The sequence below is a fragment of the Gillisella taibaishanensis genome, assembly GCF_001938985.1.
GTDB lineage: Bacteria > Pseudomonadota > Alphaproteobacteria > Rhizobiales > Rhizobiaceae > Allorhizobium > Allorhizobium taibaishanense.
The window spans coordinates 134,822-159,947 of sequence record NZ_MKIN01000018.1 but is presented as its reverse complement, the minus strand read 5'-3'; the positions used below and the strand labels follow the sequence as shown (position 1 = coordinate 159,947).

Genomic DNA, 25,126 nt, shown 5'->3' with positions numbered 1-25,126 from the left:
CGAGGAGGCTTCGACAGGATCCATCAGGAGGACGATTTTATGACGATTGCAATTGGCGAGACAATTCCGGCTGCCACGTTCAAAGAAAAGACGGCCGACGGCCCAGTAGAAATTTCCACCGAAACCCTGTTCAAAGGCAAGAAGGTCGTCTTGTTTGCCGTACCTGGCGCCTTTACGCCCACCTGCACGCTCAACCACCTGCCCGGCTACCTCGAACACCGTGATGCGCTCCTCGCCAAGGGTGTGGACGACGTTGCCGTCGTCTCCGTCAACGACTGGCACGTCATGGGCGCCTGGGCGCAGCAGAGCGGCGGCATGGGCAAGATCCATTTCCTCGCCGACTGGGATGCGAGCTTCTCCAAGGCGCTCGGCCTCGACATGGACCTGTCCGCCGGCGGTCTCGGCGTGCGCTCCAAGCGCTATTCCATGCTGGTCGAAGACGGCGTGGTGAAGAGCCTTGATATCGAGGAAAACCCCGGCCAGGCGACCGTATCTTCGGCCGAAGCCATGCTGGAACGGCTGTAAGCTTTTCTTCATCGCCGGCATTACCCGCCCCGGAGGCTAGAGTCTGTCAGGTTCATATTGAACCACACAGACTCTAGCTTCTTTTGTTTTCGTTTGTCTTTTCGGGAAAACCGGTTTCCACTTTTCCCTGACAAACTCCAGGCTTCCGGGGCTTTTTGTTGCCGATCATTATTGCATGCACCCTTTCAAGAAGCCCTTGCCATCGTTTCGCCGTTATTGTTATATCGTTACACGTAACGTTATTACATATGAACTTGATGGAGTGAGGTCTTGCAGGATGACGATCCGATCTTTCCAAGTTTGCTGGCGCGGTCTGCCGCCATGCGTCTTGGTTTTGCCGTCGTGCTGATCGGCGGTACCTGGCTTGCCATCCAATGGGCGGTGGCGCTGCCATGACGGCCAAGACAGCGAGCGGCGACATGACCGGCTCGATCATCCGACTCGACAATCTGACCGTGGCCTATGACCGGCACCCGGCCGTGCATCACGTCAACGGCGTGATTGCGCCCGGCAGCCTGACGGCGATTGCCGGACCAAACGGTGCGGGAAAATCGACCCTGCTGAAGACGATCATCGGCGAGTTGCGCCCGGCCGAGGGCAGTGTCCAACATCAGTTGAAGCGAACAGAGTTCGGCTATCTGCCGCAGGCGGCCGAGATCAACCGGCGCTTTCCAATCAGCGTGTTCGACACCGTATTGCTCGGCGCCTGGAGCCGCAGCGGCGCATTCGGCAGCGTCTCCAAAGCCGATCGGGAGCGCGCCCGTGAGGCGCTGCAGACGGTCGGGCTCGAAGGCTTCGAAAAGCGCTCCATCGGCGCGCTGTCGGCTGGCCAGTTCCAGCGGGTGCTGTTTGCCCGGCTGCTGCTACAGGATGCCAAGGTGATCCTGCTCGATGAACCCTTCACCGCCATCGACGCCCGCACCACCCGCGACCTGATCGACATTGTCGGCACCTGGCACGGCGACGGCCGCACTGTGATTGCCGTGTTGCATGATTTCGATCAGGTGCGCAGTCATTTCCCGCAGACCCTGCTGCTGGCCCGTGAGCTGGTCAGTTGGGGTCCGACCGAAGAGGCGCTGTCGCCCGCCAATCTGCTGAAGGCGCGGGCCATGGCCGAGCGCTGGGACGAGGATGCAGAGACCTGCCAGCCTGCGGATCGCAAGACGGCGAGGCCAGCGGCATGACAGCCTATGACCTGCTGATTGCACCCTTTGCCGATTACGGCTTTATGCGCCGGGCGCTTGTCGCTGCCGTTTGCCTTGGTCTCGGCTCCGGCCCGATCGGCGTGTTCCTGATGCTGCGGCGCATGAGCCTGATGGGCGATGCCATGAGCCACGCGGTCTTGCCGGGAGCTGCCATCGGCTACCTCGTCGCGGGATCGCTGTCTCTCACCGCCATGGGGCTCGGCGGGCTGATCGCCGGCCTGTCCGTCGCGCTGCTTTCAGGCTTTGTCAGCCGCTCCACCGTGCTGCAGGAAGACGCGAGCTTTGCCAGCTTCTACCTCACGTCACTGGCGCTTGGCGTGCTGATCGTATCGCTGCGCGGTTCCAATATCGACCTTCTGCATGTGCTGTTCGGCACTATACTCGCCATCGACGGCGATTCCCTCGTGCAGATCGGCGCGATTGCGTCCTTCTCCCTGCTGGCGCTTGCCGTGATCTACCGACCTCTCGTTGCGGAATGCCTCGACCCGGGCTTCTTACGCGCCATCGGCGGGCGCGGGCCGGTCTATCATTTCCTCTTCCTGTTTCTGGTCGTGCTCAATCTGGTCGCCAGCTTCCAGGCGCTCGGCACTCTCATGGCCGTCGGGCTGATGATGCTGCCAGCGGCGATTGCCCAGCTTTGGTGCCGCAGCCTGCCCGGCATGATGGTTGTGTCTGCGGCGAGCGGCATTGTCGCCAGCTATCTCGGCCTGATCGGCTCCTACCATCTGGAGCTTGCCTCCGGTCCGACGATCATTCTCGTTGCCGCGATCTTTTACGGCCTTTCCATTCTGTTTTCCCCGTCCGGACTTATCCGGCAGCTTCTTCCCAGCCCCCATCTCAAAGCCTGATTCAAAGCTTTCTTCCCAGGAGACACGCATGAACCGCAAACTACTGTTTTCCGCCGCCCTGCCGCTGCTGATGGCCGTCACGTCCGCCCCGGCCTTTGCCGAAACGCTGAAGGTGGTCGCCTCCTTCACGGTTCTGGCCGATGTCGTCAAGCAGGTTGGCGGCGACCATGTCACCGTCTCCAGCCTGGTCGGACCTGATGGCGACCCCCATGAATTCGAGCCGTCGCCTGCCAATGCCAAGGCGCTGAAGGCAGCCGATGTCACCTTCGTATCCGGCGAAGGCCTGGAAGGCTGGATGGACCGGCTGATCACCGCGTCGGGCTACAAGGGCAAGCCGGTCGTTGCCTCCGAGGACATCAGCACACGCACCATGGAAGAGGACGGCAAGACCGTTACCGATCCGCATGTCTGGAACAGCCCGGTCAATGTGAAGGTCTGGGTCGGCAATATCGAAAAGGCGCTTGCGGCCGCAGATCCCGCCGATGCCGAAGCCTTTAAGGCCAATGCGGCGGCCTATGACAAGAAGCTCGACGAGCTGAATGCCTATGCCCACTCGAAATTCGATGCCATTCCGGAAGCCGACCGCAAGGTCCTGACCAGCCACGACGCCTTTGGCTATTTCGGCCGCGAATACAAGGTCAGCTTCCTGTCGCCGCTGGGTCTCTCGACCGAGAGCGAAGCCTCGGCTGCCGATGTCGGCAAGCTGATCGAGCAGATCAAGGCCGAGAAGGTGAAGACCTATTTCTTCGAAAATTCCAACGATCCGCGTCTGGTCAAGCAGATCGCCAAGGCGACCGGCGCAACCTCGGGCGGTGAGCTGTATGTCGAGGCGCTGTCCAAGGCCAAGGGCCCGGCCGCGACCTATGAGAAGATGTTCCGCTACAACGTCGACAAGCTGGCTGATGCCATGCGCAAATCAAGCTGACCTCACCACAGTCAGTCTTGACGGGCCGCCTCAGACCCGTCGCCGGCAGGGAGCTCCCCCAGTTACCAGCCCGGCGGCAGGATCTGAACGGACCGTGGGCCGCCCCGATACCCTACAATATCCGGGGCGGCCCGCCTCCTATTCCTGTCAATCACGATTCCAGGTTGAAAATTAAAACGCCCGACAAGCCGCCATCGACGGCGGCGATGATGCGATCTGCAACCGACACATGGTCCGGATGCTTGATGTAGTAATCGCGCACTTGGGGATTTTCAAAGGTGATGATGATCCCGTCGGCAAAGCCACCATTCAGCCCCTCGGGCGAAACATCCGGACCGCAATTCACATCCAGCATGCCCGGCACGACATCTTTCAGGGCGGCAATCGCGTCATAGATCGACTGCTTTTCAGCGTCGGTGACAGAGGCCTTGAAACGCAGCAAAACGCAGTGATGGATCATCGGGAGACTCCTGTTTTCCGCATTTCCACGCGGAAACCCTGTTCCCACTTGCCTTGGAAATGCTCTGGTCGTGTTGGTCTATTTCATTTGCCGCGAAACCGCGATGCGTCTGCGGCAGATATCACCATCTATCACAGCCGGTCGCTCGCTAATGTCAGGGATCAGGCGCGCAGGCTGGCGCCGAGACTGCCCTTTTTGAAGGGCTCCATGCCCTTGCGCGCCAGTTCGTCGGCCCGCTCGTTTTCGGGATGACCAGCATGGCCCTTGACCCAGTGCCAGGTCACCTTGTGACGCTGGTTGGCGGCATCGAGCTGCTGCCAAAGCTCGCCATTCTTGACCGGCTTCTTGTCGGCAGTCTTCCAGCCGTTTTTCTTCCAGCCGAAGATCCACTTGGAAATGCCGTCCATCACATATTTGCTGTCGGTGTGCAGATCCACTTCGCAGGGGCTCTTCAAAGCATTCAGCGCCGTGATCGCAGCCAACAGTTCCATGCGGTTGTTGGTGGTATCCGCCTCGCCGCCGCAGAGTTCCTTTTCCGTCTCGCCATAGCGCAGCACCGCGCCCCAGCCGCCGGGACCGGGATTGCCGGAACAGGCGCCGTCGGTGAAGATGTCGACATGTTTCATTGCGGCCATCCGTATTCACCCGCCGTGATCACGGCCTGGTGGAAGCGCAGCTTGCGCAGATATTCGAGCGGGTCTTTCTTGACCACAAGGGCACCGGCTGGCGTTGTCAGCCAGTCATACAGCCGGGTCAGCAGGAAGCGTAGCGCCGAACCGCGGCAGAGCACCGGCAGAGCCGCGACTTCCGCCTCCGACAGGGACCGCACCGAGAGATAGCCCTCGATCATCGCCTTGCCCTTGGTGATGTTGTAGCTGCCGTCCTTCTCGAAGCACCATGCATTAAGGCAGATCGACAGGTCATAGGCATAGGCGTCATTGCAGGCGAAATAGAAATCGATCAGGCCCGAGACGGCATCGCCGAGAAAGAAGACATTGTCGGGAAACAGATCGGCATGAATGACGCCTTCCGGCAGATGCTGCGGCCAGCAAGTGACGAGATGCGCAAGCTCGGCGTCGATCTCGGCCTGCAGACCGGGGGAGACCTCGTCGGCACGCGCGCGCGCCTTGGCCCAAAGCGACTGCCAGCCAGGGAGATCGAGCGCGTTGCGGCGGGTGAGTTCGAAGCCCTCGCCAGCAAGATGCAGCGCCGCCGCCGCTTCGCCCACGGCCCGGCAATGCACCGCCTCCGGCTTGCGCAGCCACATGCCTTCCAGAAAGGAAATCAGTGCCGCCGGCCGGCCAGCGAGTTCGCCCAGCAAGGCGCCATCCTTGCGCGGCAGCGGCAGCGGGCAGCTCAGCCCCTTATCAGAGAGATGATGCATCAAGCCGAGGAAAAACGGCAGATCGCCCTTCTCCACCCGTTTCTCGTAGAGCGTCAGGATCAGCGCGCCCTTGTCGGTATGCAGCAGAAAATTGGAGTTTTCCACCCCCTCGGCAATGCCCTTGAAGGACAACAGCGCGCCGGTGTCGTACTCGGCCAGAAAGGCCTTCAGCTCGACCTCGTTGATATCGGTATAGACTGCCACAGATCAGGTCCGCGTTGGGTGAATGGTTCCGCAGGGATACAATGGCAAGCCAGCCAGTGCCAGCCCCGGAATGGGGCGAGGCACAGAAATTCGGTAGCACCGATAAACGGGTTATGCCACGTTGTGGGGTGTCAGAGGACCATGGGCGGGACGTTTGACAAACGCCAACAACACAAGACCAAACAGCGCAGCATAAAAAGTAAGCCAGAAGCCATCGATATAGGACAGCACATTGGCTTGCGCCTGAACGCGCTGGGTAAGCGACGTCAAGCCTCTCATCTGGGCCGTCGCCTGCCCAAAGGCCTGAAATTTATGGGTCAAGGCCGCCAGTGCCGATGTTGTGGTCTCTGTTCCGCGCTCGACGTTGAGGCCGGTCAAAAACGAGTGCAGTTGCTCGCGCTTTCGCAGGAAGGTCGTCATCAGCGCATTGGCCACTTCGCTCCCCAACAGGCGCACCACTTGGATATAGGCAGCAAGGGCTGCGGCCTGCTTGGGGTCGCCGCTGGCAACGATCATGGTGATGATCGGCAGGAATGTTAGAATATGGCCAGCCCCCTGCAACACAGCAATGGTATGGAAATCGTCACCGCTCCATTGAGAGGTCAAGCTGGTCCCCAGCAGAGCCGCAATTGCAAAGCAGCAGAGACCTATCATCAACACCCACCGGCCATCAGTTCGGTGCAATGCCCAGACGGCAACCGGGGTGATGATGATCAAGGGAACACAGCACCAGAGCACCAATGTCGCACCAATCTGCTCCGGCCGCAAAGCGACAATATTGGTCAGGTAATTCGGAATCAGCGCGCTGTTGGATTGGGAGGTGAACAGATAGAAACAGGCGATCAACAGCAGCAGCACAACATTGCGTGCACCAATGGCACTGACATGCGCCCAAGGAAACTCCACCCGGTATTCATTGATCACGAAGGCGACCAGCAAGACACCGCCGCCCACAAGGCATGAGACCACAAAACTGCTCGCCATCCAATCAAGACGATTGCCCTGATCGATGCCCGTAAACAGCATAGCCATGCCACAGCCCAAGAGCAGCATGCCGCCCCAATCGGCTCGACGCACGAAATCCTGATTGACGCGCTCATGCGGTGCGCCAAGGATGGCAAACACCGCCATCAGCGGAGCCAGCACCACATCCTGCCAGTATAGAAATTCCCAACCGACATGCTGAACATAAAAATCCAGCAATGCCGTTCCGGAATTGACCGTGAACGCCGAGCGGAACGCATAGACGGCAATGGCAGAAATCCACCATTTGGGGGGCAGATTGCGAAAGATAATCATCAAGGTGGCAGGCACGAAAATGCCCAACAGCGTCCCGTGGATGATATGCAGCACGGCCAGCACATCCAGCGACAGCTGAAACGGGATGATCAAAGACACACCGGCATAAATCAGGGCAGGCACCACAGTCACCCGGCGAACACCATAGGTTGCAACCAGCCAGGCAACGCAGGGAGCCACAAGAATTTGCGGCGCGGTGGACAGTGTATTGATCCAGGAGGATTCATCCACGCTCAAGCCAAAAGCCCCACGCAGATCAACCAAGCCAATACCAAACATGCGGCTGTGAAAGCCAACAATAAAGGGGCCAAGCAGCACCGCGAATACCGCGAAAATCGGATGATGACTGCGCCTGCCTGTGCCCTGCAGCGAGAAATCGGCGGTAGCGGTGTTCATGGTTATTCTTTCCCGGCGCCCGAAGCCGACACAGAAACAGACACCACGGCCGACATGCCCGCAACCAGATCATCAAGAGCGTTGCGATCATCAAAATCCAGCCGAATGGGAACCCGCTGGACAACCTTGGTGAAATTGCCCGTGGCGTTATCAGCTGGCAGCAAAGCAAATTGTGAGCCGGAAGCAGGCGCTAGGCGGCTCAAATGGGCTTTGAAGGCTCTGCCGGGCAGAGCATCAACCGTTACCGTTGCGCTCTGGCCTTCCTTCATCCGACCAATCTGCGTCTCCTTGAAATTGGCGATCATGTAAACGTCGGGCAGCGGCACAATGGTAATCACATTGGTGCCGGTCGTGACGTAATCACCCGCCTGCACCTGTCTCTCACTGACCACACCATCAAAAGGTGCCAGAATTTTCGTATAGGATACCGACAAATCGGCAGATTCCAGTGCAGCCTTTGCTGAGGCGACATTGGCAGCCAATTGATCCACCTGCCCATCGACAACATCCAGCTGCGCTCTGGCCGAGTTGGCAGCCGCCTGAGCAGACTGAAGCGACGCAGCCGTGGTTCTGACCTGAGAAACGGCCTGATCGTATTTCTGCGCCGTTGTACTGCCCGAGGTGAGGAGCGATTGTTGGCGCGTCACTTCCTGGGTGGCCAGCAAGGCATTGGCTTCGGCAACTGCAGTTTGCGCATCAGCCTGACGGATGGAAGCCTGCTGCGCTTTTTGCTGATTGGAGACATTGACCAATTGCGCCACGGCATACCGAAGCGATGCCGCAGCCTGGGCCTGCTTTGCCAGATAATCGGCCTGTTCGATCTCCACCAGCTCTTGCCCGGCTTTTACCCGTTGAAAATCATTGACCATGACTTTGCTGATATTGCCCGCAACTCTGGCGCTGAGGCGGCTGATATTAGCGCGGATATAGGCATTGTTGGTGGTTTGTAAATCCGCACCCGCCTGCCATTCGTCCCACCGGCTCGAGCTGATGCCCACAAGGACACAAACGGCACCAACCACCATGATCGGCACCAAAAGCTTGGTATAATCACGGTTTCTTGTCTCCATCCCTTCGCCAAGCTTATCCTTGAGGGCGGCGGTATCATGAACAGTGGGGAGGGTTTTGTGCAACATGTCTCTCAATCCTTTTGCAGACACAAAACCACGGACTGTGTTATCATTTCCAATCGTTTGTTTTTCTCTATTAATCACCAGGAATGATTAGTGTGACCACTAACTCCCGTCGACCGCCGATTGAGCTTCGCCATCTGCGCTATTTTATTGCGGTGGCGGAAGAGCTACACTTTGGGCGCGCGGCGTTGCGGCTCAATATTGTGCAGCCGGCATTGACGGCACAGATCAAGTCGCTGGAGCAATTGATCGGCGTGACCCTGCTGGAGCGCACAAAGCGCCGGGTGGAACTGACCGATGCCGGTCATCAACTGCTGCTGGAAAGCCTCAATGCGCTTGGCCAGATCGACATCGCTATCGAGACTGTCAAGGATGTCGCCGAAGGTATCACCGGCACACTGCGGTTAGGATATGGTGCCAACGCCGCCGCAACCGGGGTCATCCCAGCAGATGTACGCCGGTTCAAGGCCAATTGGCCAACGGTGAATGTGGAACTGAAAGAAATGGCCGGAAGCGAAGTTTCTACAGCATTGGTCAAAGGCGAGATTGACGTCGGCTATGCCGCCGCAACATCCATCACAGCGCAGGATGCTTTGCACATTCGCCTGATTGGCGCGTGGCCCTGGATGGTGAGTGTCTCAGACGATCACCCTTTGGCAGAAGCAAAATCTGCCACGTTTGAAGACATTGCGCGTGACCGCCTTGCGGTTTACGCAGAAGCCGAAGGTCGCCTGGATATGTCCAGCCTGATGGCCGCCGTTCCAAATCTGACTCCACATCGCGTGCATCAAAGCAGCCATATCGTTAATTTGATGACCTATGTGGCAACCGGGCTTGCCGTTGCCTTCGTGCCTGCGCCTATTGCCAAACTGGCGTTTCCGGGGGTGCGCTTCCTCACTGTAGACGGAAGTATGCCCGACTTGCAGATGAACATGCTTTGGCCCAAACGGACCACCTCACCCGTCGTACGGAACTTCCTGGCCAGCGTTGAGCAATGACCCGTTGCGTTTCACCCGTTCACAAACGCCATGTCCTCGGCGGTCAGCTCAATGCTGCGCAACTCCCTGTTGACCAGGAAATTCTCGTTTTCGATGGAGAATTCCGCAAGCTCGATCGTGGCGTCGAAGCGGGTCTTGAAGGCTTCGATGATCTCGTTGACCACCACTTCAGGAGCGGAGGCGCCGGCGGACAGGCCGAGCGTGCCGATATCGCCAATAGCGTCCCAGTCGAGTTCGCTGGCGCGCTGCACGAGGATGGAGCGTTTGGCGCCGGCCTTCAGCGCCACTTCCACCAGGCGCTTGGAATTTGACGAATTCGGCGCTCCCACCGTGACGAACAGGTCACAGCCGGGTGCTGCCTGCTTGACGGCTTCCTGGCGGTTGGTGGTGGCGTAGCAGATGCTGTCGGCAGCCGGTGCCTTCAGCTCTGGAAAGCGCTCCTGCAGCCTGGCGATCACGCCGGCGGTATCATCCACCGACAGCGTCGTCTGGGTGACGAAGCCGAGATTGTTGGGATCTTCAGGCTCGTAACGACCGGCATCTTCGACCGTCTCGATCAGCGATACCGTACCTTCGGGCAATTGCCCCATGGTGCCGATCACTTCCGGATGGCCGGCATGGCCGATGAGGATCACATGGCGGCCAAGGCGCTGATGGCGCATTGCCTGCTTGTGAACCTTGGAGACCAGCGGACAGGTGGCGTCGAGATAGAAGAGATTGCGCTTTTCGGCATCCTCGGGCACGGATTTCGGCACACCATGGGCGGAAAACACCACGGGCTGCTGGCGGTGCTCGGCGGGGATTTCATCGAGTTCCTCGACAAAGACGGCACCCTTGGCCTCCAGCCCCTCAACGACGAAGCGATTGTGGACGATTTCGTGGCGGACGTAGACCGGCGCGCCGTAACCTTTGAGTGCGAGCACGACGATCTGGATGGCCCGATCAACGCCAGCGCAGAAACCACGTGGGCCGCAGAGCCGGATCGTCAGTTTCGGCCGGCTCTCCAAGACCGTCTCGTCCATCGCAATCGTCATGTTCATCCCGAAAATAGCACCAGAACCAGGGCCGTTGCCGCCGGAGCGGCTTGCGCGAAGAAGATCTTTCGCGACACGGTCTTGCCTCCATATAGGCCAGCAAGCACGACAGCGCCAAGAAAAAATACCTGCAGCTGCAGCGCCACGCCTGGCTGCGGATGAACAAGACCCCAAAACAGGCCGGCCGCCAGAAAGCCGTTATAGAGGCCCTGGTTGGCAGCCATCACGCGGGTCATCTCTGCGCCCTGCAGGCTCTTGCGGAAGATCCTGCGGCTGCGCGGCGTGGTCCACAAGAACATTTCCAGCGCCAATATATAGACATGTTCAAGCATGACCAAAGCAACCGCTATGGTCGCGATCACGGATATCGTCATATCTCTCACCCCCGTTCGAGATCGTGATAGTGGTAAAATCCGGTAAGCGGAGACAGGAAACCGGGACTATAACGCCTGATATACTCGAGTTAAAATTGTAAACTCGTCGGCTTACGCATACCATTACGATAGATTCTTGCCTTTATCGAGTGGCAAAACACCTGCGGCATCTTATGGCTGCATATGCTGTCCTTAAACCGATTCGAGTTTAAGGAATACTGCAAGTATTAACCGGAAAGACGATTCTGGGAATAAGCTCAATTCTTCTTTCTGAAGAACGAGAACAGCACAACGCCACAGAGCGCGAGCGCCAAACCATACCAGGTCAGGGCATATTGCAGGTGGTTGTTGGGCAGGTCGATGATTGTCACGCCGCCCACCGGCAGACCGCCGGGCACTGGCGCCGGGCCGGCATCGAGGAAGAAAGGCAGTACGCCAGCCGGATCGAGGCCGGTGCTTGTCGCCATGGCGTCGAGGTCCTTCCAGTAGAAGATATTTTTTGCCACGTCGTTTTCGGGCACGATCCAGGATGGTTTTTCCGGCAGTTTCGCGCGGGCGAGCCCCGTGACCTGCTGGGGTCCCGGCACTTCGCCGGCAGCACGCGTCGACGGGTCTTTCTTCGCCTCAGGCACGAAGCCGCGATTGACAAGCAGGATGCGGCCATCGGCAAGCTGCAGCGGCGTATAAATGTTGAAGCCAGCATCGCCATCATGGGTGGCGAGGAAGCGGCGCTCCTTGTCATGCAGGAATGTGCCGGAGGCGGTCATGGCGCGGTAGTCGACATCGCCGCCGCTTCTTGCCAGGGCGTCGATCTCGGCCACGCTTGCCGGGGCCTGGTTCCGGCGCGCCTCGATTTCGGCGATCAGGCCCTCTTTCCAGGCCAGCCGCTGCATCTGCCAGGTGCCGAGCCCCACCAGCAAGACCAGCGCCACCAGCGTCAGAACACCACCCGCGATACGCCGCACCCGAATAGCCATTACCGTCCCCACGGCCCTATCCACGGTCGATCTGACCTTGATGGGCGTTATGGCGATATTGCAGGGCGATCAGCAGCGCCTTGATGGTGCGCAGCAGCCAGAGCGATAGGCCGATGGCGAGCGGCCCGAAGACCAGGAAATGCACCCAGAGCCCGGGCGAATAGACAACCTGCACATAGAGCGCCAAACCGATTACCAGGAAGTCGGCAATCAGGATCACGAAGATGGAGGCACCATCGCCGGGGTCCATCTTCGAATAATCGAAGCCGCAGGCGCTACAGGCCGGCTTCAGCTTGGTCAGGCCTTGAAACAGCTTGCCGTTGCCGCAGCGTGGGCAGGAGGCCGATAGCGCTACGCGCACGGGCTCAACTGGTGGAAAATCGGCATTGCTGGCCATGGCATCGATCCTTCCCATCATCGTCTTCGCCGGTTCCGCTATTGCGGCCCCGCTGCAAATGACAAAGCGGCGCTCTCACGCCGCTTTGCCTTTTTCATTGAACGAGTGCATCAACCATGCGCCAAGGGCGCGCCCCATCCACCCCAGATATAGATGGTGAAGAACAGGAACAGCCAGACCACGTCCACGAAGTGCCAGTACCAAGCCGCCGCCTCAAAGCCGAAATGCTGCTTCGAGGTGAAATCGCCCTTCAGCGACCGGAACAGGCAGACCAGCAGGAAGATCGTGCCGACGAGAACGTGGAAGCCGTGGAAGCCCGTCGCCATGAAGAAGGTGGCGCCATAGATCGAGCTTTTGAACGCGAAAGGCGCGTGCATATACTCGTAGCCCTGGACGAAAGAGAACAGCGCGCCGAGCAGAACCGTCAGCGTCAGGCCAGTGATCAGGCCCTTGCGGTCATTGTGCAGGAGGGCATGATGCGCCCAGGTGACGCAGGTGCCGGACAGCAGCAGAATAACGGTGTTGTAGAGCGGCAGATGCCAGGGATCGAGGACCTCGATGCCCTTCGGCGGCCATTGCCCGCCGGTAAATTCAACGCGCGAGGCCTGGATGGCTTCATGCGGAAACAGGCTGGCATCGAAGAAGGCCCAGAACCAGGCGACGAAGAACATCACTTCCGACGCGATGAACATGATCATGCCATAGCGCAGATGCAGCGACACGACGCGGGTATGGTTGCCCTCGTGAGCTTCCTTGATCGTATCCGCCCACCAGCCGAACATGGTGAACAGGATGATCGCCAGGCCAATGAAGAACAGCCACGGATGCGCCAACTCCATGCCGAACAGCTTGAACGAGCCGCCATGCAGGTAGCGCATATAGCCCACCCCGCCGAAGGTCAGGATGAATGCGCCGATTGACGCCAGGATCGGCCATGGGCTCGGGTCGATGATGTGATAGTCGTGATGTTTCTGATGGGCGTCGGCCATGTCAGCAATCCCCGCTTGAAAACTCTCCTCAAGTGATCCGCAGCGTGGCCGCGAACCCCCTTATCCCTTTTTCTGTCCGCTTCCTTGCGCCGGATGGCCGGTGGAACGGTGGCGGCAGCGCCGCCTCATTTCAAACTTGCATTTACAGCTTCGGCTGAGCCGATGTCTTGTCCGGCGCAATGCCTGCCACCGGCTTTTCGTCGCCATGCGGATAGAATGTATAGGACAGGGTCACCGTTCCGATATTCTTCGTTTCCGGCTGCTTGGTAATGTCAGGGTCGATATAGAAGACGACAGGCATTTCCAGCGTCTGGCCCGGCTGCAATACGGTCTCGGTAAAGCAGAAGCATTCGATCTTGTTGAAGTAGACGGCGGCTTCCATTGGCGTCACATTGAAGACCGCCTGGCCCTTGGTCGGATAGGGCGAGCGGTTGGTCACCTTGTAATTCGCCTGGATGGCTTCACCGATCCGGGGCGACATGGATGCCTGCATCGGCTTGAAGTCCCAATTCAGCCCGGTCGACACATTTGCGTCGAAGGTGACGGTCATCTTGCGATCGAGAATGACGGACGAAGGCTGCTCGGCCCGCTGGGTGGTGCCGTTATAGCCAGTCAGCTGGCAATACATCCGGTAGAAGGGGGCTGCCGCAAAGCTCATGGCCGTCACACCGCCCACAAAAGCCAGGCAGGCGAAGAAGACGCTGAAATCCTTGACCCTGCGGCGCCGTGGCACCGACGGACCGGCTGCGGCACCCATTTCGGCCGGACCGGCAACACCGTGATCCGTCACGGTGTGACCCGTTGCGTCCCGGTCTGCTCCTCCCTGGTCTGCCATGGCTCGTTCCTCCCGTGCCGTGTCTTGCCTGTCTCTAAATCAGTCTGCGTCTGCCAGTCCCGATACCTAATATATTCTGCTCACTGGCCCATGCCGCTGATCTTCACCAGCGTAATGGCATAAAACAGCACCACCAACCCGGCCAGCACCAGGCCAAGCGCGATATTGCGGCCGCGGCGCGACTTCTTCTGGGCGTCCGTCAGTTTCACCGTTTCCATCACAGGCCTCCTGCAACGGTCATCAGGGCCGTGACATAATGATCGACCAGCAAAGCCGAGAAAATTGCAAAGAGATAGAAGATCGAATATGCGAACATCTTGCGGGCCGGCGCCATGCGCTCGTCACCATCAGGCATGCGCCAAACTGCCACTGACGAAGCGATGAAGCCGATGCTCAGCACCGCCGCAACGAGGCCGTAGCCGACGGAAGCAAGACCGGTGAAGGCCGGCGCGACGGCCGAAAGGCCAGTCAGCACGGCATAGACGAACATCTGGCGCTTGGTGGAGGTCTCGCCGGCGACATTCGGCATCATAGGCACGCCGACGGAACCGTAGTCGCGCATCTTGTAGAGGGCCAGCGCCCAGAAATGCGCCGGCGTCCACATGAAGATCACCAGAAACAGGATGACGCTGTCCAGCGACACGCCGCCGGTCACGCAGGCCCAACCAATCATCGGCGGGAACGCGCCGGACGCGCCGCCGATGACGATGTTCTGCGGGGTCGAGCGCTTCAGCCACATCGTGTAGACGACGGCATAGAAAAGGATGGTGAAGGCCAGAAAGCCGGCCGCGAACCAGTTGACCGCAAGGCCGAGAATGGCAACCGAAAACACCGAGAGCGTGATGCCGAAGGCCAGCGCTTCCTGCGGCCGGATGCGCCCGGCAGGAATGGGGCGGCGCGCAGTGCGGGTCATGACCGCATCGATATCGGCATCGTACCACATGTTGAGCGCGCCGGACGCACCTGCCCCAACTGCGATGCAGAGCACGGCGATGACGCCGAGAACCGGATTGATCGTGCCCGGTGCGAGCACCATACCGGCAAAGGCGGTGAAGACCACAAGCGACATCACCCGCGGCTTCAACAGCGCGAAGAAATCCTTCGCGCCCGCTTCGGACAGACAGATCTCTCCGTCGTGACCGATGATGTTGCTCGTCTCTATGGCTGCCATCTGCTGTCCTGACTTTTCATTTTCCCAACGCCGCAGCGGCTTCATCTGCGGCGTTGATGGCTTTTTTGTATCTTATTTGATGCGCGGGAGCTGTTCCCACTGGTGGTATGGCGGCGGCGAAGACAGCTGCCATTCCAGCGTGGTTGCACCCTCGCCCCAGGGATTATCGCCGGCCACGCGCTTCTTGGCGAAGGCTTCGAACACGCCGACCAGGAAGATCAGCACGGCGACAGCCGAGATATAGGAGCCATAGGACGAGATCCGGTTCCAGTCGGCGAACGCATCGGGATAATCGATGTAGCGACGCGGCATGCCGGCGAGCCCGAGGAAATGCTGCGGGAAGAACACCATGTTCACGCCGACGAACATGACCCAGAAATGCAGCTTACCGATGAACTCGTTATACATATAGCCCGACATTTTCGGGAACCAGTAATACCAGGCCGCGAAAATTGCAAACACGGCACCCAGCGACAGCACGTAGTGGAAATGGGCCACGACGTAATAGGTGTCATGCAGCGAACGGTCGAGACCGGCATTGGCGAGTTGCACGCCGGTGACGCCACCGACGGTGAACAGGAAGATGAAGCCGATTGCCCAGACCATCGGAGTGCGGAACGATAGCGATCCGCCCCACATCGTCGCGATCCAGGAGAAGATCTTGATGCCTGTCGGCACTGCGATGACCATGGTTGCGAAAACGAAGTAACGCTGGGCGGCCAAGGACAGACCGACCGTATACATGTGATGCGCCCAGACCACGAAGCCGACGGCGCCGATGGCGACCATGGCATAGGCCATGCCGAGATAGCCGAAGACCGGCTTTTTCGAGAAGGTCGAGATGATGTGGCTGACGATGCCGAAGCCGGGCAGGATCAGAATATAGACTTCCGGGTGGCCGAAGAACCAGAACAGGTGCTGGTAGAGGATCGGGTCGCCGCCGCCTTCAGGCGCGAAGAAGGTCGTGCCGAAATTGCGGTCGGTGAGCAGCATGGTAATGCCGCCGGCCAGAACCGGGAGCGACAGCAGCAGCAGGAAGGCAGTGACCAGCACCGACCAGGCAAACAGCGGCATCTTGTGCAGGGTCATGCCCGGCGCGCGCATGTTGAGGATGGTGGTGATGAAGTTGATCGCACCCAGGATCGACGATGCGCCAGAGACGTGCAGCGCAAAGATCGCGAGATCCACCGCCGGTCCGGGTTGGCCCGAGGTCGATAGCGGCGGATACATCGTCCAGCCGCCGCCCACACCGTAGGCACCCGCCGGACCCTCGACGAACATCGACAGGATCAGCAGCAGGAAGGCCGGAACGATCAGCCAGAAGCTGATGTTGTTGAGGCGCGGGAAGGCCATGTCGGGCGCGCCGATCATGATCGGGATCATCCAGTTGGCGAAACCGCCGATCAATGCCGGCATGACCATGAAGAAGATCATGATCAGAGCATGCGCGGTGGTGAACACGTTATACATGTGCTTGCCACCGTCGATGGCAGCGTCACCTTCGAAACCGTAGACCATGGCGGCCAGACCGTGGAAGATCTGGATGCCCGGTTCCTGCAGTTCCATGCGCATGGCGACCGATAGTGCGCCGCCGACGATGCCCGCGATGATCGCGAAGATCAGATAAAGCGTGCCGATGTCCTTGTGATTGGTCGAAAACAGCCAGCGGGCGGCGAAGCCCGGCTTATGGTCGTGTGAATGATGTGCATGTTCGGGTGCATGAGTGCCCCCGGCGGTAGGTCCGGCCATTGTCCTCACTCCCCTCAGTTCGAAACGGTCTTCAACGAAATATTCTGCGCCAGCTGATTGTCAGCCGACGGGCGGTCCGTCGCGGCCATCAGCGCCTTGTTGGCAGCGCCGAGATCGCCGGTCGCAGCCGCCATCCAGGACTTGTACTTGTCCTCGGACACTACGCGGATGGCGATCGGCATGAAACCGTGATCCTTGCCGCAGAGTTCCGAGCACTGACCATAGAACAGGCCTTCGCGATCGACGCGGAACCAGGTTTCGTTCAAGCGGCCCGGCACGGCATCGATCTTGACGCCGAAGGAGGGCATGGCAAACGAATGAATCACGTCGGTCGGCGCTGACGTCACCAGCACGCGCACCGTCTTGCCGACGGGCAGAACCAGTTCATTATCCACGGCCAGCAGGCGCGGATAGATCTTGCGATCTTCCTTGCCGGCAGCAGCCCGGTCCTGGTCCTTCAGCAAATAGCTGTCGAAGGCCAGCTGCTTTTCGCCGCCCTCATATTCGTAGTTCCACTGCCACTGAGTCGCGGTCGCCTTGATGGTCATGTCAGGCTTTTCCGGGATGGTCAGTTCGTAGGTCAGCAAGTTGAAGGACGGGATGGCGAGGAAGAACAGGATCAGCACAGGGCCGAGCGTCCATACGATCTCGATAACCGTATTGTGACTGGTGCGCGACGGCACCGGATTGGCGCTGGCGCGAAACCGCACGACCACGATGACCAGCAAAGCCAGAACCAGCAGCGTCACCGGCACAATGAACCACAATGTATAGTGGTTGAACCAGCGGATCTGCTCCATGACGGGACTGGCATGGGGCTGAAGATCCATCTGCCATTCCTGCGGCTGGTCAGCCAGCGCACCGGTGGCTGCCATCAAACAGAGAGCCATTGCCGTCGACGCCATGCCTGCCAGCGCAGCGGCCCGATCAGCCATAGCCTTGAAAAGAGTTGTTATCACGGTTGCCTCTCCCTCCCGCGTTTGACCCAAATCAATGGCAAACGCACAATCCCTGATATGATACTAATTTAAAATCACAATTTTGCCAATTTCGCAACAACCGTGCGTGGATGACGCTGCGGCATTTTTGCTCATCCACACTCCATAGTCTCAAACTCACGCACCGCAACCGAAGCATAGCTGCGGGCCAGGGGCATCTTCATTGCGGGCAGGCCAACCCCAATTATGCCGCACTCAGCTGGGAAGGAAGCAATTCTCGGGCGCATGCGCTGGTGAAAGCGGCATTCACCGCAGATTGGATTTGTTTCGAGGATCGTCGCGGGCTACAGGAAGCTATGCGGCGGGGTCGGTAACCAGTCCAGGTCTTCGATCGATCCCTTGCCCTCAACCTTCTTGATCCTTTGATCTTGATCGCGGGGCGAGCGCAGGCGAGAATGTACAGAGTGAACAGAATTCCAGAGGTTTCCATGGGTTTCCAGAGAATGTTGCGGGCTCGGTTTGTCGCGGCGGGGCTCGTTGCGGCAGGGTTTGCAACAGCATTGCAGGCAGGCACGGCCTTGGCACAGCAGCCGCAGCCCGGCACGGTGCGGTCCAATCACGGCGCCTGGTCGATCATTTGCGATACGCCAGCCGGCACGTCGCAGGAGCAATGCGCCCTGATGCAGAACGTGATCGCCGAGGACCGTCCCGAAGTCGGGCTATCGGTCGTCGTGCTGAAAACCGCCGATCGCAAGGCTCGTATTCTGCGCATCCTGGCGCCGCTCGGCGTTCTCCTCAAGGACGGGATGGAGCTTTACGTCGATAACAACAATGTCGGCCGCGCTTTCTTCACCCGCTGCTTTGCCGAGGGCTGCTATGTGGAAGTCGAAATCGACGATCAGCTGATGAAGGTGCTGCGCTCGGGCAAAAGCGCCGTCTTTGCCGTGCGCGAGTCCTCCGATCAGGACCGGGTCGGCATCCCCGTCGAGCTGAACGGCTTTGCCGAGGGCTATGACGCCCTGCCCTGATGGCTTGGGGGACGGCTCGGCCTCACGGCAATAGCTGCTCCCCTTGTTCCATCGACCGCGCCCGATTACATGATCCTGGCCACGTCCAAGGAGAAACCGATGACATCAGATCTCAGCAGCCTGTTCGATTGCGACGAGCGCACCCTGTCGAAAGCCGTGGCTGAGGCGCTGGCCGGCTCCGACGATGGCGAGCTTTATATCGAACATGCCCAGGCCGAATCACTGGCCTTCGACAATGGCCGCCTGAAGGGCGGCAGTTTCAACACCGACCAGGGTTTTGGCCTGCGCGCCGTGGCCGGCGAGGCTGTCGGCTATGCCCATTCCGGCGAATTGTCACTCGCCGCCCTCAACCGCGCTGCCGATGCCGTCAAGGCCGTCACCCATGGCTATAGCGGCTCCTATGCCAGCGCGCCGCAGCGCACCAATGCCAAGCTTTACGGCGACGACAACCCTATCGGCAGCCCGAGCTTTGAAGAAAAAGTGACGTTGCTGTCTGAGATCGACGCCTATCTGCGCGCCAAGGACGCCAAAGTGCGGCAGGTTTCCGCGTCGATCGCCGCCAGCTGGCAGGTCGTGGAAATCCTGCGCGCCGATGGTCACCGCGTGCGCGACGTGCGGCCGATGACCCGCATGAATATATCCGTGATCACCGGCCAGGGCGAACGCCAGGAGTCCGGCTCCTTTGGTGTCGGCGGGCGGATGTCATTTACCGATTTTCTCAGCGAAGACAGCTGGAAGGCAGGCGCCGACGAGGCACTGCGGCAGGCGCTGGTCAATCTGGAAGCCATTGAAGCGCCGGCGGGCAGCATGGACGTGGTGCTCGGCAATGGCTGGCCGGGCGTGATGCTGCATGAGGCCGTCGGCCATGGGCTGGAAGGCGATTTCAACCGTAAGAAGACCTCGGCCTTTGCCGGCCTGCTCGGCGAAATGGTCGCAGCGCCCGGCGTGACCGTAGTCGACGACGGCACGATCAACAACCGCCGAGGCTCGATCACCGTCGATGACGAAGGCACGCCATCCGCCTATAACGTGCTGATCGAAAACGGCAAACTGGTCGGCTATATGCAGGACCGACAGAATGCCCGGCTGATGGGCATGGCACCAACAGGCAATGGCAGGCGCCAGGGCTATGCCCACCAGCCGATGCCGCGCATGACCAATACCTATATGCTCTCGGGCGACAAAAGCCCCGAGGAAATCATCGCTTCGGTGAAGCGCGGCATCTATGCCGTCTCCTTCGGCGGCGGTCAGGTGGATATCACCTCGGGCAAATTCGTGTTCGGCTGCACCGAGGCCTACATGATCGAGGACGGCAAGATCGGCGCGCCGGTCAAGGGCGCCATGCTGATCGGCAACGGCCCCGAGGCCATGAAGCGCGTGTCGATGATCGGCAACGACATGAAGCTCGACACCGGCATCGGCAATTGCGGCAAGGCCGGCCAATGGGTCCCGGTCGGTGTCGGCCAACCGCATCTGCGGATGGACCAGGTGACTGTCGGCGGTACGCGGACTTGATGCGATATGCCGACGCCGGTGCTGCTCGAAGGCTATGATACAGCCTGGCCTCGTCATTTCGAAAAGGCCGCAGATGAGCTGTGCCAGCTTCTCGGGCTTCCAGTCTCGGCGGTGGAGCATGTGGGAAGCACTGCTGTTGCGGGCCTCAATGCCAAGCCGCTTATCGATATCGACATAACCCTTCCAGAGGGCGTTGACATCACTGGGATGGCTGCTCTGCTAGAAAGCGCCGGCTACACGCCGCGCGGGTCGCGCCATGGCGACGGCGTGTTTGCCTTTGTCATGCGCGGCAATCCAGGCAGGCGGGTTTATCTTTGCCCTAAAGGGAGCCAAACTCACGCTGACCGTATCGCGTTTCGCAATGCCTTGCGGCAGAACGCGGATCTCTCTTTCGCCTACGGCTTGCTAAAGCAGGAATTGGCCGCGCTTTATCCTCAGGACGGGGATAGATATACCCAGGCGAAGGGCCGGTTCATTCAAAGCGTTACGCGCGCCCACGTCACAAAGGACGTTGCGCTTGTTCCGGAATTCGCTGTGACCGATTGGCAGATAAGCCGGGCTTTCTATACGTGGCTGCTCGGTTTCTCCATTGCCTATGAGCGGCCCGAAGAAGGCTTCAGCTATCTGACATTGGGCAGCGCCGAACTTATGATCGACCAGATCGGTATTGGCCGCACATTCGAGATCGCAGGCGCAGCAATGGAACGACCGTTCGGGCGCGGGTTGAATGTCCAGATCCTCGTCGAGGATGTCGACGCTATTCTGCAGCGGCTTGCGGAAGCTGGCATTGCGCTTTATCTGCCGCTCGAAGAAAAATGGTATCGCAAGGATGGTATGGAGCTCGGCAACCGGCAATTTGTCGTGGCCGATCCCGATGGTTATCTGTTGCGCCTCTTCGAGGATCTTGGCGCACGGCCGGTGGGATCCGCATGAGGCTGCGGATGTTTTCCCTCAGCATCTGCGCCAGGACTGGCGAAGTTCCTGTAATTGAGACGACATAAGAAATGGACCAGATGCTCATGCTTCCCCGCCGACCCAAAGCCGTTGTCTTCGACATGGACGGAATCATTCTCGACAGCGAGATCCTCTATCGCAAGTCGGTGATTTCCGCCGGCGTTGCGGCGGGGCTTGTGGTCGGCCCCTCGGTCTATGAAGGCATGCTGGGCAGGCCCTGGGACGGGATTGTCGGGCTGCTGAAGGATCATTATGGCCAGGATTTCGACACGGACGCCTTCCGCAAGGTCTGGCTCGAGCATTTCGACCTGCTGATCGCGCTGGAGCTGAAGCTGAAGACGGGTGTCGTGGCCCTGCTCGACACGCTCGATGCCCACAATATCCCTCGCGCCATCTGCACCTCGTCAGATCATTCGCAAGTCGAGGATCATCTTGCCGGCTTTGGCATCCGCGAGCGCTTCCATGAGGTGATTGCCAAGGGCGACTATGTCAACGGCAAGCCGGCGCCGGACCCCTATCTTCTGGCCGCTAGACGGCTCGGTATCGATCCTGCCGACTGTCTGGCCCTGGAAGATTCCCACAATGGCATCCGCTCGGCCGCAGGTGCCGGCATGATGGCCGTCATGGTGCCCGATCTCCTACCGCCGAACGATGAGATCCGCTCGATTGCAACGCTTGTCATCGACGATCTGCATCAATGTCAGGCGTTCTTTTCGTAAGTCTTGCACGGATATTGGCAAGACGTTTGCGCCGATCCGAGAGACTTTGCTGTCGCAACTGTCTAACGGCATTGATTGCGGCAACCTCGCGAAGCGTAACTGCTTGATAGCTCTGGGCGATACTTTGCAACTGTCTTTTTGGAGCCGAAAATCTTCAAGCCACAGACAAGCTTCTCACTTTAGACAACTGGCAATAGCATCGGGCTTTCGCGCGGTGCGATTACGGCTTTTCTCTTGCCAGGAGTTCAATCTGTGCACACCGTCGTTCTTGCCCGCTACCAGGAAGACTTGGACTGGATCGTCCAGATCCCCAGCCAGTTTGAGATTTTTATCTACAACAAGGGCGACGAGATCACCTCGCCGGCGGTGCTGGAGCGCGCCAACCACATCATCGCACGCCCGAATGTCGGACGAGAGTCAGAGACCTATCTCTACCACATGATGAACCAGCGCCAGCGCGACCACAGTTTTACTGTGTTTTCGCAAGGCGATCCCTTCAGTCACAGCCCTGACTTCATCCACCTTCTCCACGACTGGATCGACTGGAAAAAAATTCAGCCGCTGTCCTGGCAATGGCTCGAAGACAAAAATACGCCGCCGCAGCTGTTCCTGGACCAGTACAAGCCACAGCTGAAGGGCCGCCCGCGGGTGCGCCCCGAATTCTTCTCGCTCAATACCTGGGGACCGATCGACTTTATCGATCCTGGCGCGATGGGCATGGGCACGGTCTACCGCATCGTCAGCGGCGGGCTGCCGGATCACTGCAATATCGCAGCACACCTCCTGCGGCGCGTACGGCTTGATACTTACGCCGAGGAAGCCGAACAGCACATGCTGGGCACCTTCTCCTATGGTGCGATCTTCGCGGTGCGCAACGATCTTGTCGCCTCCGTGTCACCCGATACCTATGCCCGGCTCTACGACTTCGCCACGACGCCGATCGCTGCCCATGGCTATATCCTGGAGCGCATGTGGCTGCATTTCTTCGGTGAGCCCTTTACGCTTCGCCGGCCGTAAACCAAGCAGACATACGTCGCAATGATTTTACCGCAGCCGGTCCGTCTCAAGGATCGGCTGTGACTTTTCGGGGATCGAACCGCCACTTGCGGGCAATCGCCTCCTCCAGGTCCAGGCTGTGATGCCGGGCAAACAGCAGGACATGGCCGAGAAGATCGGCGGTTTCGTCGGCAAGCAGCTGCCGGCGCTCCGCCTCGCCCATCCCCTTGGCCCGGCTTCGGCCGCTCAACCGATTGGCTGCCTGCGTCACCTCTCCCGCCTCTTCGATCAGCTTCAGCAGGAACCAGTCAGGGTCGCGCGTGATGCCGTTTGCGTTAGCGTAGACGGCCGATGCGGCCTCGAACTGCTCCATCAATTTTGAAAACATAGAGTTCTCCTTTTGTTCTTGACTTTGTCGCCCGAATTGGCAAGATTGTCCAGACGGAAACAAGAGATCACGAGCATAGACATGAGAATCCGGCCATCGGGTTTGCAGGCGAGAAAGATAGAGGACTGAGGCACCGTGACCATACGGACGTTCGCCGGACCGTATAAAACAAAACGCCGCCCCTCTTTCGAGGAACGGCGTGAGATATGATAGTTATTAAATCCCAGGCCAGTTCGGCCAGGAACACTTAGCTGCGGGCGGGCATCAGGACGCAGTCATAGCTGCTTTTGACCAAGCGTTCGCAGGCATTCTGTGCATCGTCCTTGCTCGGAAAGCCGGTGAAGCGAGCGCGGTAGACGGTCGAGCCATTGCGGGTGACGGCTTCGGTATAGATGTCGCGGTCAGCCAGGGGGCCGCCGATCTTGTCGCGCACCATTTGCAACAGGCTCATGGCTTCCTCGGCGCTGGCAGCGGCAGCGATCTGGATCTGCCAGGTTCCATCGCGATGCAACGGAATTGGCTTCAATGGCCGGGGATGGGCGCCCGCAATCAGGGCTTCGGTAGCAGCAGCCGCATTGTTTGCGCCGCCGCCGGCATAGGCATTGCCGAAGCGAGCGCCGAGCACTGGCACGTCGGGCGAAGCGCTGGCGGTGTCGACCTGGCCGGGAACCTTGGCACCCGGTGCACTGCTGCGGCCAAGCGGCTCGCTGCGGTCGGTCGGCAGCGGAATGCTGCCGGTGGTTTCGGCAACGACGATCGGGGCCGTCGGAGCAGCGCTGGCGATCAGCGAATTGCCGTCGGAGGCCTTGCCGATATTTCTGGTGATCAGTTGCGCCATCAGATTGTCACGGCTGGCGCCGCTGCGACCGCCCATGATCACGCCGATCACGCGGCGCTTTCCATCGGCGACGGCGCTGACGAGATTATAGCCGGAGGCGTCGGTATAGCCGGTCTTGATGCCGTCCATGCCCTTGAACCGGTACATGAGATTGTTGTGGCCATTGATGGTGCGGCCACGAAAGGCAAAGCTACGGGTGGAAAACAGCTGGTAGTCGCGCGGGAAGTCGCGCAGCAGGGCAACGCCGAGGGTCGACATGTCACGCGCCGTGGTGATCTGGCGGTCGTCGGGCAGGCCCGAGGCATTGACGAATGTCGTGTTAGGCATGCCGAGCTGGCGGGCCTTGGCGGTCATCATCGCCGCGAAATTCTGCTCGGTGCCACCGATCTTTTCCGCAATGGCGGCGGCGGCATCATTGGCCGACAGCGTGACCATGCCCAGCACGGCTTCGCGCACGGTGATCTGTTCGCCGGGCTTCAGGCGCAGCTTGGTCGGTGGGCGCGACGAGGCATATTTGGAAAAGGGAACAGGGCTGTCCCAGCTGAGCGTGCCACGACGGATCGCGTCGAAGGTCATGTAGATGGTCATCATCTTGGTCAGCGACGCCGGATGATTCGGGGCGTCCGGATTTTCCGAAGCGATGACCCTGCCGCTGCGCGCATCCAGAAGAAGCTGGGCGCTGCCTGCAAAAGCCGAGTTTGCCGTCATGCTGATCGTCACAAATAACGCAAGCGCGATCAGGATCCTGCTCATTCGGCCTCCATACTGGTTACAATGCAAGTTCAGATGCCGGTCACGCGGCAAATTCACGGGCAAATTCACGAAAACGTCCTCGAAGACTTCACCT

The 25,126-nt window shown here is 59.5% G+C and carries 28 protein-coding genes and 1 pseudogene; 12 read left to right on the top strand and 17 right to left on the bottom strand.

All coding sequences use genetic code 11. From position 1 onward, the window contains the following. The first annotated feature begins 39 nt into the window (after positions 1–39). The 5 genes from BJF91_RS03040 to BJF91_RS03025 all read left to right on the top strand — a co-directional run bounded on the left by BJF91_RS03040 (position 40) and on the right by BJF91_RS03025 (position 3,503). Positions 40–525 carry a peroxiredoxin gene (locus BJF91_RS03040; protein WP_075612996.1) on the top strand — a complete coding sequence of 162 codons (486 nt, stop codon included), beginning with the start codon at positions 40–42 and terminating at the stop codon, positions 523–525. Between the two features lie 270 nt (positions 526–795). Continuing rightward, positions 796–921: a hypothetical protein gene (locus BJF91_RS25425; RefSeq protein ID WP_267890135.1), complete on the top strand. Its 126-nt coding sequence runs from the start codon at positions 796–798 to the stop codon at positions 919–921. A 23-nt stretch (positions 922–944) separates the two neighbouring features. Further along, positions 945–1,709 carry a metal ABC transporter ATP-binding protein gene (locus BJF91_RS03035; RefSeq protein WP_075613102.1) on the top strand — a complete coding sequence of 255 codons (765 nt, stop codon included), beginning with the start codon at positions 945–947 and terminating at the stop codon, positions 1,707–1,709. Beyond that, complete coding sequence (locus BJF91_RS03030) at positions 1,706–2,578, top strand: metal ABC transporter permease (protein WP_075612995.1); 873 nt, start codon at positions 1,706–1,708, stop codon at positions 2,576–2,578. Before BJF91_RS03035 ends, BJF91_RS03030 begins: the two co-directional genes overlap by 4 nt. A gap of 28 nt (positions 2,579–2,606) precedes the next feature. Next, positions 2,607–3,503 carry a metal ABC transporter solute-binding protein, Zn/Mn family gene (locus BJF91_RS03025; protein ID WP_075612994.1) on the top strand — a complete coding sequence of 299 codons (897 nt, stop codon included), beginning with the start codon at positions 2,607–2,609 and terminating at the stop codon, positions 3,501–3,503. A 151-nt stretch (positions 3,504–3,654) separates the two neighbouring features. Here BJF91_RS03025 and BJF91_RS03020 read toward each other — a convergent pair whose 3' ends face one another. The 5 genes from BJF91_RS03020 to BJF91_RS03000 form a co-directional block, all read right to left on the bottom strand. Beyond that, the gene (locus BJF91_RS03020) at positions 3,655–3,963 is read right to left on the bottom strand and encodes a Dabb family protein (protein WP_075612993.1); all 309 of its coding nucleotides are present in this window, start codon (positions 3,961–3,963) and stop codon (positions 3,655–3,657) included. A gap of 161 nt (positions 3,964–4,124) precedes the next feature. After that, positions 4,125–4,589, bottom strand: coding sequence for a ribonuclease HI (rnhA, locus tag BJF91_RS03015; protein WP_075612992.1), 465 nt, complete (start codon positions 4,587–4,589; stop codon positions 4,125–4,127). Continuing rightward, complete coding sequence (gene thrB / locus BJF91_RS03010; protein WP_075612991.1) at positions 4,586–5,551, bottom strand: homoserine kinase; 966 nt, start codon at positions 5,549–5,551, stop codon at positions 4,586–4,588. The genes rnhA and thrB overlap by 4 nt, the downstream gene beginning before the upstream one ends. A gap of 111 nt (positions 5,552–5,662) precedes the next feature. Then, positions 5,663–7,246, bottom strand: a complete 1,584-nt coding sequence (locus BJF91_RS03005; protein WP_075612990.1) for an MFS transporter — start codon at positions 7,244–7,246, stop codon at positions 5,663–5,665. A 2-nt stretch (positions 7,247–7,248) separates the two neighbouring features. After that, a complete protein-coding gene (locus BJF91_RS03000) occupies positions 7,249–8,382 on the bottom strand; it encodes an HlyD family secretion protein (RefSeq protein WP_075612989.1) in 1,134 nt (377 codons plus the stop codon). Between the two features lie 83 nt (positions 8,383–8,465). Here BJF91_RS03000 and BJF91_RS02995 point away from each other — a divergent pair, with 83 nt between their 5' ends. Next, positions 8,466–9,377, top strand: a complete 912-nt coding sequence (locus tag BJF91_RS02995) for a LysR family transcriptional regulator (RefSeq protein WP_083943075.1) — start codon at positions 8,466–8,468, stop codon at positions 9,375–9,377. A gap of 11 nt (positions 9,378–9,388) precedes the next feature. Here the strand turns inward: BJF91_RS02995 and ispH are convergent, their stop codons facing one another. From ispH to coxB, 10 genes are all read right to left on the bottom strand, one after another. After that, positions 9,389–10,399, bottom strand: a complete 1,011-nt coding sequence (gene ispH / locus BJF91_RS02990) for a 4-hydroxy-3-methylbut-2-enyl diphosphate reductase (protein WP_075613099.1) — start codon at positions 10,397–10,399, stop codon at positions 9,389–9,391. Between the two features lie 14 nt (positions 10,400–10,413). After that, positions 10,414–10,785 (bottom strand): DUF1304 domain-containing protein, encoded by a 372-nt coding sequence (locus BJF91_RS02985; protein WP_184412736.1) that lies wholly within the window; start codon positions 10,783–10,785, stop codon positions 10,414–10,416. Between the two features lie 257 nt (positions 10,786–11,042). Further along, positions 11,043–11,762 (bottom strand): SURF1 family protein, encoded by a 720-nt coding sequence (locus BJF91_RS02980; RefSeq protein WP_075612988.1) that lies wholly within the window; start codon positions 11,760–11,762, stop codon positions 11,043–11,045. A 16-nt stretch (positions 11,763–11,778) separates the two neighbouring features. Continuing rightward, positions 11,779–12,180, bottom strand: a complete 402-nt coding sequence (locus BJF91_RS02975; RefSeq protein WP_234801528.1) for a DUF983 domain-containing protein — start codon at positions 12,178–12,180, stop codon at positions 11,779–11,781. A gap of 89 nt (positions 12,181–12,269) precedes the next feature. After that, positions 12,270–13,148, bottom strand: coding sequence for a cytochrome c oxidase subunit 3 (locus BJF91_RS02970; RefSeq protein WP_075612987.1), 879 nt, complete (start codon positions 13,146–13,148; stop codon positions 12,270–12,272). A gap of 142 nt (positions 13,149–13,290) precedes the next feature. After that, complete coding sequence (locus BJF91_RS02965; protein WP_075613097.1) at positions 13,291–13,905, bottom strand: cytochrome c oxidase assembly protein; 615 nt, start codon at positions 13,903–13,905, stop codon at positions 13,291–13,293. 158 nt (positions 13,906–14,063) lie between these two features. Then, the gene (locus BJF91_RS24695) at positions 14,064–14,201 is read right to left on the bottom strand and encodes a hypothetical protein (RefSeq protein WP_139310563.1); all 138 of its coding nucleotides are present in this window, start codon (positions 14,199–14,201) and stop codon (positions 14,064–14,066) included. Further along, on the bottom strand, positions 14,201–15,154 hold the full coding sequence (locus BJF91_RS02960) for a heme o synthase (protein ID WP_075613096.1): 954 nt from the start codon (positions 15,152–15,154) through the stop codon (positions 14,201–14,203). The genes BJF91_RS24695 and BJF91_RS02960 overlap by 1 nt, the downstream gene beginning before the upstream one ends. Before the next feature lie 72 nt (positions 15,155–15,226). Beyond that, positions 15,227–16,903, bottom strand: coding sequence for a cytochrome c oxidase subunit I (gene ctaD, locus BJF91_RS02955; protein ID WP_075612986.1), 1,677 nt, complete (start codon positions 16,901–16,903; stop codon positions 15,227–15,229). Positions 16,904–16,917: 14 nt separating this feature from the next. Then, positions 16,918–17,808 (bottom strand): cytochrome c oxidase subunit II, encoded by an 891-nt coding sequence (coxB, locus tag BJF91_RS02950; RefSeq protein ID WP_407639855.1) that lies wholly within the window; start codon positions 17,806–17,808, stop codon positions 16,918–16,920. 521 nt (positions 17,809–18,329) lie between these two features. Here coxB and BJF91_RS02945 point away from each other — a divergent pair. The 6 genes and pseudogenes from BJF91_RS02945 to BJF91_RS02925 all read left to right on the top strand — a co-directional run bounded on the left by BJF91_RS02945 (position 18,330) and on the right by BJF91_RS02925 (position 23,074). Next, the gene (locus tag BJF91_RS02945) at positions 18,330–18,869 is read left to right on the top strand and encodes an invasion associated locus B family protein (RefSeq protein ID WP_234801527.1); all 540 of its coding nucleotides are present in this window, start codon (positions 18,330–18,332) and stop codon (positions 18,867–18,869) included. A 99-nt stretch (positions 18,870–18,968) separates the two neighbouring features. Next, on the top strand, positions 18,969–20,384 hold the full coding sequence (gene tldD, locus BJF91_RS02940) for a metalloprotease TldD (RefSeq protein ID WP_075612983.1): 1,416 nt from the start codon (positions 18,969–18,971) through the stop codon (positions 20,382–20,384). A gap of 6 nt (positions 20,385–20,390) precedes the next feature. After that, a pseudogene (locus BJF91_RS24690) lies at positions 20,391–20,864 on the top strand (GrpB family protein); the annotation flags it as partial. Further along, positions 20,859–21,317, top strand: a complete 459-nt coding sequence (locus BJF91_RS02935) for a bleomycin resistance protein (RefSeq protein WP_075613095.1) — start codon at positions 20,859–20,861, stop codon at positions 21,315–21,317. The pseudogene BJF91_RS24690 and the gene BJF91_RS02935, both read left to right, overlap by 6 nt. Before the next feature lie 80 nt (positions 21,318–21,397). Then, positions 21,398–22,057 (top strand): HAD family hydrolase, encoded by a 660-nt coding sequence (locus BJF91_RS02930; protein ID WP_234801526.1) that lies wholly within the window; start codon positions 21,398–21,400, stop codon positions 22,055–22,057. Between the two features lie 252 nt (positions 22,058–22,309). Then, positions 22,310–23,074 carry a hypothetical protein gene (locus BJF91_RS02925; RefSeq protein WP_075612982.1) on the top strand — a complete coding sequence of 255 codons (765 nt, stop codon included), beginning with the start codon at positions 22,310–22,312 and terminating at the stop codon, positions 23,072–23,074. Between the two features lie 46 nt (positions 23,075–23,120). On the opposite strand, the gene BJF91_RS02920 is transcribed toward BJF91_RS02925, so the two are convergent. Then, positions 23,121–23,441, bottom strand: coding sequence for a MazG nucleotide pyrophosphohydrolase domain-containing protein (locus BJF91_RS02920; RefSeq protein WP_075612981.1), 321 nt, complete (start codon positions 23,439–23,441; stop codon positions 23,121–23,123). Positions 23,442–23,688: 247 nt separating this feature from the next. Next, positions 23,689–25,032 carry a D-alanyl-D-alanine carboxypeptidase gene (locus tag BJF91_RS02915; RefSeq protein ID WP_075612980.1) on the bottom strand — a complete coding sequence of 448 codons (1,344 nt, stop codon included), beginning with the start codon at positions 25,030–25,032 and terminating at the stop codon, positions 23,689–23,691. Positions 25,033–25,126: the final 94 nt, after the last annotated feature.